The sequence below is a fragment of the Kiritimatiellales bacterium genome (genome assembly GCA_041656295.1).
In the GTDB taxonomy this organism is placed as follows: Bacteria; Verrucomicrobiota; Kiritimatiellia; order Kiritimatiellales; family Tichowtungiaceae; genus Tichowtungia.
The window spans coordinates 1-8,006 of the sequence record JBBADV010000036.1 but is presented as its reverse complement, the minus strand read 5'-3'; the positions used below and the strand labels follow the sequence as shown (position 1 = coordinate 8,006).

Genomic DNA, 8,006 nt, shown 5'->3' with positions numbered 1-8,006 from the left:
CGGCTGCCGGATACCAAAGATCCCCGGAGCAAACGGAAATTCAAAACCTGTCCGATCGGGTTTTTCCATATCGACATCGCTGAGGTCCGCACGGAAGAAGGCAGGTTATATATGTTTGCTGCCATTGACCGTACGTCAAAATTTACTGTTGTTCAGCTTCACGAAAAGGCAGCCCGGCGAATTGCCGCCGACTTTCTTCCAGAGCTCATCCGGGCCGTTCCTGATACTGTCCACACCGTATTAACGGATAACGGAACCCGGTTTACCTCGCCGGGTAACCGGCGGTCTGCGACAGCGGATATTAAGCAGGCAATGGATTGCGGGGTCTTTTTCGCGCACATGCCTTTGAACCGGCTTGCGCCCGAAACAATGTAGATCACCGGTTGACCCAACCCAACCATCCCTGGACCAACGGACAGGTTGAGCGGATGAACCGGACGTTGAAAGAGGCCACGGTGAAGCGTTATCACTATGGAACCCATGATCAGCTGAAAGAACACATACAGACCTTTTTGATGGCCTGTTACTTTGCCAAACGGCTCAAAACATTACATGGCCTCACGCCATACGAATATATCTGCAACATCTGGACTTCTGCTCCGGATCGGTTTAAATTTGATCCGTTCCACCACACCGCGGGACTAAACAGCTAAATCCAATCCTTACTTGGCGATAACTTTAACGAGGTCCAGGACTTTGTTGGAGTAGCCCCACTCGTTGTCGTACCAGGAAACAAGTTTGACGAATGAGCCGTCGAGCTGGATTCCGGCTTTGGCGTCGAAGACGGATGTGCAGACTTCGCCGACGAAGTCCGTAGAAACAACAGCCTCTTCGGTGTAACCGAGAATGCCTTTAAGTGCGCCTTCGGAAGCATCTTTCATCGCTTTGCAGATATCTTCGTAAGAGCACTCTTTTTTCAGCACAACGGTCAGGTCAACCACCGAAACATTCGATGTCGGAACACGGAATGCCATGCCGGTGAGCTTTCCATTGAGCTCCGGAATAACTTTACCCACGGCTTTCGCTGCGCCGGTGGAGGACGGAATGATATTTTCGAGAATTCCGCGACCGCCGCGCCAGTCTTTATGCGACGGGCCGTCAACAGTTTTCTGTGTTGCAGTCGTGGCGTGTACGGTGGTCATCAGACCTTTTTCGATACCGAAATTGTCATTCAGAACTTTAGCCAGCGGAGCAAGGCAGTTGGTAGTACAGGATGCATTGGAAACGATGTCCTGACCGGCGTAGGAATCGGTATTCACGCCGCAGACAAACATCGGTGTTGCATCTTTGGACGGAGCGGAAAGAATAACCTTTTTCGCGCCGGCGGTGATATGTTTACGGGCGGTTTCATCCGTGAGGAAAAGTCCGGTGGACTCGATGATCACTTCAGCGCCGACTTCATTCCATTTCAGATTGGCCGGGTCTCTTTCAGCAGTAATGCGGATTGCTTTGCCATTGACAATCAGTTTGCCGTCCTTCGTTTCAACGGTGCCTTTAAAGCGACCGTGTACGGAGTCGAATTTCAGCATATATGCCAGATAATCGACGTCGAGCAGGTCGTTAATTCCAACCACTTCGATGTCACTGCTGGCAGCGGCGGCACGGAAAACCATGCGACCGATGCGGCCGAAACCGTTAATACCAATTTTTGTAGCCATATTTTCTCCAGTTTGTAAGTCCTGCATAAGGACCGGGTTCATTAAAAATTCCGCGAAACTTACAGGAATCGCCGGAAGCAAGTCAAGAGATTGGAGCAAAGGAGTGAAGAAATGTTGAAAATTTACAGCAGGATAATTTTAATTTACCGCCTGCTGTTTCCATTGTGCCTTGACAGTTTCCCCGCCACCGCCGAAACTCCGCATATGATTAAATCTTCCTATTTATTGACCACTGTAATGCGAATTCCGATTCGTATTCACATTACATTGATCATTCTGCTGATTCTAATTGCATTTGCCAGCGGATTGTACGGCGTTCTGCTGGCCGCCGGCCTTTTTGGCTGCGTTGCTGCACATGAACTCGGCCATTCATGGGTTGCAATCAAAAAAGGCTGCCGTGTACATGAAATCCTGCTGCTGCCGATCGGCGGTGTTGCCAAAATGAGCGGACTGCCGACCAGCGCCAAAAGTGAGCTGCTCATTGCACTCGCCGGTCCGGTAACGAGTTTTCTGCTGTTTGTGTTTTTTATTTTTCTGGCACCGGTCAGCCCGCTGCTGGCTTCGCTCGCCGGAATTAATTTGATGCTCTGCCTCTTCAATCTGCTGCCGTCGTTTCCGATGGACGGCGGACGCATTTTTCGTGCGGTGATGACGCCGAAACTCGGACTGTTAAAGGCCACCGGACTTGCCGTGCGCATCGGGAAAATTATGGCGGTTGTATTTGGAGTTTTCGGACTGATGACGTGGAATTGGATTTTAATTCTGATCGCAATTTTTATCTATCAGGCCGCCGGAGCAGAATACCGGTCCGTGGCAATGATGCATGCGCAGCGGCAGTGGGTTACGCTTGATGAACCTGATATTGAAGTCAGTCCGCCGCCGTACGCCGCAAAACCGCAGCCGTTTTGGAAAACATGGCAGCAGAAAACCAACAGCTTTTTCAACGATTTGTTTAAAAACTGGAACGAGGGTTGACGGAAGGCTTGAATATCAGAACCTGATTTAAAGCGAAGAAGGGCTCGACAACGCCGGGGCAGCAAAGCGGTAAACCTGAAATTTAAAACCCTCTTTTGCCGGTCTTAAATTTCGTGTCTCTCTTTTCAGTCGTACCGCGGAATACGGTGATAAAATTTTTCCTGTCCCGGCATACGTTCTGCTTCTTCCGGGTAACGGAAAAACTGATCCCAGATAAAGATAGCAAGCACTGCCGTAGTAATAATGCCAATTGTAATCAGCCAGAACCGGCGGCTGTAGCCCGGCTTTTTCATTTGATGCCGGAAACGCCGGAACCCGCTGTTTTTGCTCCGGCGTTTATGATTCAACGAAATTTCTTCAGTGGCTTCAGAAAATGTTTTTTCGCGCCGGTGGCGCCGGAAACGGTTCGACTTGACCGGTTTCGCCCGCGGATTTTCTTTAATTTCATAAATATCGCTCGAAGCCATAATTCAATCCTTTAATTATACCGGCAAGCTTACCTCAAACACTGTGCTCTGAACAAGGCTTTTTGAAAAAAGAACCGGCTGCCGACGTTTTTCATGCACTATGATTTCCCAGACTTTGCGAATGTAGAAATGATCATTTTCAAGCGGAACTTCCACCGGTAGCGGTGATCCAGCCCCGGCATACACAACCGCCGCCGGAGCGGATCATCGGCGCAGTTTATTAATGAGCCGCTCACACACCTCTTTGCACCGCCGTCAAAGCCAATCCCGGCGAACAGGATTCCTGCCGGAATGGCGGGGGAATTACAACATCGTCACCGCTCGCATCGAACGCGCGCAAAATTATCTGCTCACATCCAGTTTGACCATCGGCCAAATTGCCGAGCGGCTGGGTTATTCATCCGTCTATTTTTTTCACGGCAATTCAAGCAGTATACCGGAATTGCACCGCGCGAATTCAGAAAATCGTACACGCAAAGCACCTGAACAGGTTTAATGAAAGTCATCGACCTTCCGCGCCGGAAATTTTCACAGTTTAACCTCTCAACGTAAAAGCAACTTTAAGATGTCAGCACAATCAAGTGATGGAAAAGGTCTCAAAAGTTCCTGATTGCATGCGCGGTTATATTCATTATGCTGATCAAGTCTTTCAAAAATAATGGAACGTCTGACGAAACAAGGTTTGAGGGGAAACAGGGCATGCCGCATCGTCCCGCTCCGGATTGATCATTATGAAAAACAAATATATATACCGGTCTGTGCTTTCCGAGGCAGAATTCAAAAAAGTAATAAAATGTTTTTCAATGGATATTAATGTTTCTAAAAGTGCAATGTTTACCAGCATCAGCCGGAATATTATCGAACGGATTTTTATTGCACTGCGGAAGCGGGTTGTTGCGCTGTGCGAGCAGGAGAGTCCGTTGATCGGCACTGCTGCTGCGGACCCCGGCAAAGAACATTCAGTTTTCGGGGTGGTCTGGTGCGACGGGAAAGTCTATACACTGTCGGCCGGCGACAGTGTGATTCAAAACAGATCTCATGCTGAGATTCATTTCGGTAATAAACAGTGCCGGCTGTATCACCTGCACGAGCATTCCGCGCTTATTACTGATATCGAGGAATTCTGGAGGAGAATATACCGCCGGTTTTTAAAATTTCATGCTATGGATGTAAATAAATTTATCATGCATCTCAAAGAGTGCGAATACCGTTTCAATCACCGGGATGACGATCTTTATCCCGTGCTGCTGAATCTCTGCGAAGCACAACCGCTTTTCGCGCCGGAATACAATATGAAAACGTAAACTTTTGAACATGCTGCATGTCCGAACGTGCGTGCCGGTTGCGATCATAACGCGATTGCGGTGGATGAACTGTGCAAACGGCATGAACCGTATTTTCGTGACTGTTTATCACAACTGAGTTTTTTTATGCGCGCGGATGAGCAGTCTCATAAACACGTTTTAGTTTTTCAATGGAAACGTGCGTGTAGATTTGCGTGGTAGACAAGCTTGAATGTCCCAGCAGTTCCTGAACGCTGCGCAGATCGGCACCGTTGTCCAGCATGTGCGTGGCAAAACTGTGCCGCAGTGTATGCGGTGAAACCGTTGGTTTTAATCCGCAGTATACAACATATTTTTTCATCATCCGTTCAATCGAACGCGCCGTAATTTTTCCGCCGTGTTTATTCAAAAAAATTACATTCCGGCGATCGCCGGGAATCCCGAGCGAGTTCCAGACTTCGGCGCGCATCGACAATGCATTCTGCAATGCAGTTTCTGCGGGGCGTCCCAGCGGACAAAGCCGCTCCTTATTTCCTTTGCCATGCACGCGCACAACACCGGAAAGAATTTCAATCCGGTCTTCGGTCAGCGATACCAGCTCGCCGACCCGCATACCGGTGCTGTAAAGCACTTCCAGAATTGCGGTGTCGCGCACCGGAATATATTCATCAAAAATAGTCTTTTTCTTTTCCGCTTTTCCCATTTCACGCGGTGCGGCGAGCAGCTGGTCCACTTCACCGGCAGACAAAACTGCCGGCAGGTAACTGCCTTTTTTCGGCAGGAGCAGCCCGCTGAATGGATTGTTCGGTACATATTCTTCGCGCACCAGAAATTTATAAAACGAACGCAGCGCGGAAAGTTTCCGGCGGGTTGTTGCGGGTTCCATCTCCAGCTTTTGAAATTCCACCAGAAATTTGCGCGCGGAAAAACGGTCTGCATCTTTCCACCGGTACGGCGGCTGTAGTTCATCGCCCCAGATCAATTGAATGAATTGATTTATATCATTCAGATAGTTCGTTACCGTATGCACCGATGCATTTTTCTCGCCCTGCAGAAACTGCAGAAAATGTGCAATGCACGGATCGATGGTTAAACTTTTTTCAGATTTTGGTTCGGAACTCATCTCTATCAATTGAACAGCCATCAGTATAAGCACTGATGTGCCTGTTAGAAACGGATTTTTTGCAGAAGCGGCAAAATAATCACGAAAATGTATATAGACGGAATCAACGTCATCCCTCCCGAAATATTTTTTGACACCCTTTGATTTTTTGCAGGGATTTTCTGATTGTATATCCAACTGCCGGAAACGCGCATCCAGAAGTTGCGTTGCATCTGTTCGGTTCGCATGATTTTGCTGTTCATTTCCGGAGAAAACAGGGCTATGTTCCATGCCGGAAAATGAAGTTCATGAAAACAACAGCAAGCTCCGGTCTGTTGAAGCAGATGAAAAAGTTCCGGTGTGCCGGAATGTATGCCGGTCTGATACTGATTCTGGCGCCGGCGGCACTCGGGGTCGGTCGCGCTTACGGTCAGTGCACGAAAGAACCGCTGCGGCGCGAGCCCGGCCGGCAGGCGTATGCGGCGACGACGGCGATTTTGCCGCCGGCTGCGCGAAAATTTTCGTTTCATGCGGATGATATGCACCTGCCGGAATACCGGCGGCTGCACAATCTGTTTTTCGCATCTACTGAATTGCACAGTATCAAACATATATCAACTCTAACGTTGGTGGCCGGGACGGCGCTGACGCTGCTCTTAACGGTTCTTACTGCCGTTTTTTCCACGCGCGCTGCACGGCTTAAAAACAGAGTTCAACAGCGCACGGCGGAACAGGCCGCTGTTAAAAAGCAGTTTGAAAACGCCTTCCTGCAGAATCAGCGGATGGATGCTGTCGGACAGCTCGCCGGCGGCGTCGCGCATGATTTCAACAATGTGATGCAGGCCATTCTCGGCTTCAGCGACCTGCTGCTGCGGCGGCTGAAAGACGGCACACCGGAACAGAAAAACGCGCTGGAGATTCAAAAAGCCGCCCGGCACGCCGCCGGAGTAACGCGCCAGCTGCTGTCATTCAGCCGCGCCGGACCGGGCGGCAAACGGCAGATTGATCTCAATGTTCCGATTCGCGAAACCGAACCGCTGCTCCGCCTGCTTGGTACCAGCATTAACTGCACGTTTCATCTGTCGCCGGAACTCTATCCGGTTCACGCGGACTATGATCAGATAAAACAGATTGTCATGAACCTCGCCCTGAACGCGCGCGATGCCATGCCGGCCGGAGGCGATCTGCTCATCGCCACAGAAAACATCACGCTCGAGCCTGAAGCCGCTGCCGCAATGCCCGCCGGCCGCCCCGGTTCGTTCGTCTGTATTTCCATTCGTGACACCGGCACCGGCATAAGCAACAAAGTAAAAGAACGGCTCTTTGAGCCGTTTTTCACCACCAAAGGGATTGATCAGGGCACCGGACTCGGACTCGCCGTTGTGTACGGCATTGTAAAAGATGCCGGCGGCTGGATTACCATCCTTACCGAACTCGGCAGCGGAACCACCTTCAACGTTTATCTGCCGGCGGATCATGTTGAAGAAACCGGAGTGAATCCGTCACCCGGAATTTGCGCTGTCGAAGAAAAGTCCATTCTTATTCTCAGCGATGACTGCGCTGCGGGCAGCCCCGCCGGACCGGCCTTAACGTCCGCCGGTTATAAAACCGCAACCGTCGGTACCGTCAAAGAGGCACTGCAAACCGTTGCCCGGAGCTCCGGCTTCGATCTGTTCATATGTGCCGCCGCCCTGCCGGATAAAACTGTCATTGAGCTGGTGCACCAGTTGCATGAAAAAAATCTGAACATGCCTGTGCTCTTCATCAGCCGCGATCATACGCCCGTATTGCGGGAAGAGCTTGACCACAACGAATATTATTTCCTGCAAAAACCGTTTTCCATTCCCGGATTATTGAATGTCGTTTACACTGCGCTCAAGAAATCCGCTGACAAAAAGGATCTGCGTCATGGGTCATATTCTGATCATCGAAGACAATGAAGCCGTCCGCGGCCTCTTTCAGCAGGTGCTCGAAATCGAAGGCTACTCCGTCGCCGTTGCCGGCAACGGACACGAAGGTCTGGCTGCCGCCAGAGAACGTGAGCCCGACCTTGTCATCACCGACATCATGATGCCGGAAATGGACGGACTTGAGCTGATACAACGATTGCGCGCGAATTCGCCCGGCCTGCCTGTCATTGCAATTTCCGGCGGCATGCGCGAGGCGCCCTTTAATTTCCTGTCACAAGCCGAACAGATGGGCGCCAATAAAACCCTTGAAAAACCTGTTGCCCTTGCCGAATTAATCAATGCCGTAAAAACTCTCCTCGCAACAGCGTGATAGAACGTTTTCTATTGATTCATCATTGCGCGCCCGCCGGGCGCGTTTGCAAATATCGAATTATAAAATTAGATGTTTAGTCCCGCAGTGTGCTGGAACGGATCAAACTTAAACCGATCCGGATCAGAAGTCCAGATGTTGCAGATATATTCGTATGGCGCGAATTGACTCATAAAAAAAGACACCGAAGCACGGGCCGCAGAGGGGGGCGGATTGTTTCGTTGACTCATAAGGATGACAC

The 8,006-nt window shown here is 50.2% G+C and carries 8 protein-coding genes and 1 pseudogene; 6 read left to right on the top strand and 3 right to left on the bottom strand.

Features of this window, described 5'->3' with window-relative positions:
• Positions 1-653: pseudogene (locus WC959_12660) on the top strand (DDE-type integrase/transposase/recombinase).
• Positions 654-662: 9 nt separating this feature from the next.
• Here the strand turns inward: WC959_12660 and gap are convergent.
• Positions 663-1,658 carry a type I glyceraldehyde-3-phosphate dehydrogenase gene (gene gap / locus WC959_12655; GenBank protein MFA5689966.1) on the bottom strand — a complete coding sequence of 332 codons (996 nt, stop codon included), beginning with the start codon at positions 1,656-1,658 and terminating at the stop codon, positions 663-665.
• A 111-nt stretch (positions 1,659-1,769) separates the two neighbouring features.
• Here gap and WC959_12650 point away from each other — a divergent pair, with 111 nt between their 5' ends.
• The gene (locus WC959_12650; protein ID MFA5689965.1) at positions 1,770-2,633 is read left to right on the top strand and encodes a site-2 protease family protein; all 864 of its coding nucleotides are present in this window, start codon (positions 1,770-1,772) and stop codon (positions 2,631-2,633) included.
• 125 nt (positions 2,634-2,758) lie between these two features.
• Here the strand turns inward: WC959_12650 and WC959_12645 are convergent, their stop codons facing one another.
• Positions 2,759-3,100, bottom strand: coding sequence for a hypothetical protein (locus WC959_12645; GenBank protein ID MFA5689964.1), 342 nt, complete (start codon positions 3,098-3,100; stop codon positions 2,759-2,761).
• Positions 3,101-3,323: 223 nt separating this feature from the next.
• Between WC959_12645 and WC959_12640 the strand changes: the two genes are divergently transcribed.
• Entirely contained in the window at positions 3,324-3,596 is a 273-nt protein-coding gene (locus tag WC959_12640) for a hypothetical protein (GenBank protein ID MFA5689963.1), read from the top strand.
• Positions 3,597-3,831: 235 nt separating this feature from the next.
• Positions 3,832-4,404 carry a hypothetical protein gene (locus WC959_12635; protein ID MFA5689962.1) on the top strand — a complete coding sequence of 191 codons (573 nt, stop codon included), beginning with the start codon at positions 3,832-3,834 and terminating at the stop codon, positions 4,402-4,404.
• Positions 4,405-4,528: 124 nt separating this feature from the next.
• Here the strand turns inward: WC959_12635 and WC959_12630 are convergent, their stop codons facing one another.
• Positions 4,529-5,506, bottom strand: a complete 978-nt coding sequence (locus WC959_12630; GenBank protein ID MFA5689961.1) for a tyrosine recombinase XerC — start codon at positions 5,504-5,506, stop codon at positions 4,529-4,531.
• Between the two features lie 287 nt (positions 5,507-5,793).
• Here WC959_12630 and WC959_12625 point away from each other — a divergent pair, with 287 nt between their 5' ends.
• Together WC959_12625 and WC959_12620 are read left to right on the top strand one after the other, a co-directional pair.
• Positions 5,794-7,425 carry an ATP-binding protein gene (locus WC959_12625; GenBank protein MFA5689960.1) on the top strand — a complete coding sequence of 544 codons (1,632 nt, stop codon included), beginning with the start codon at positions 5,794-5,796 and terminating at the stop codon, positions 7,423-7,425.
• Positions 7,394-7,765, top strand: a complete 372-nt coding sequence (locus WC959_12620; GenBank protein ID MFA5689959.1) for a response regulator — start codon at positions 7,394-7,396, stop codon at positions 7,763-7,765. Before WC959_12625 ends, WC959_12620 begins: the two co-directional genes overlap by 32 nt.
• Positions 7,766-8,006: the final 241 nt, after the last annotated feature.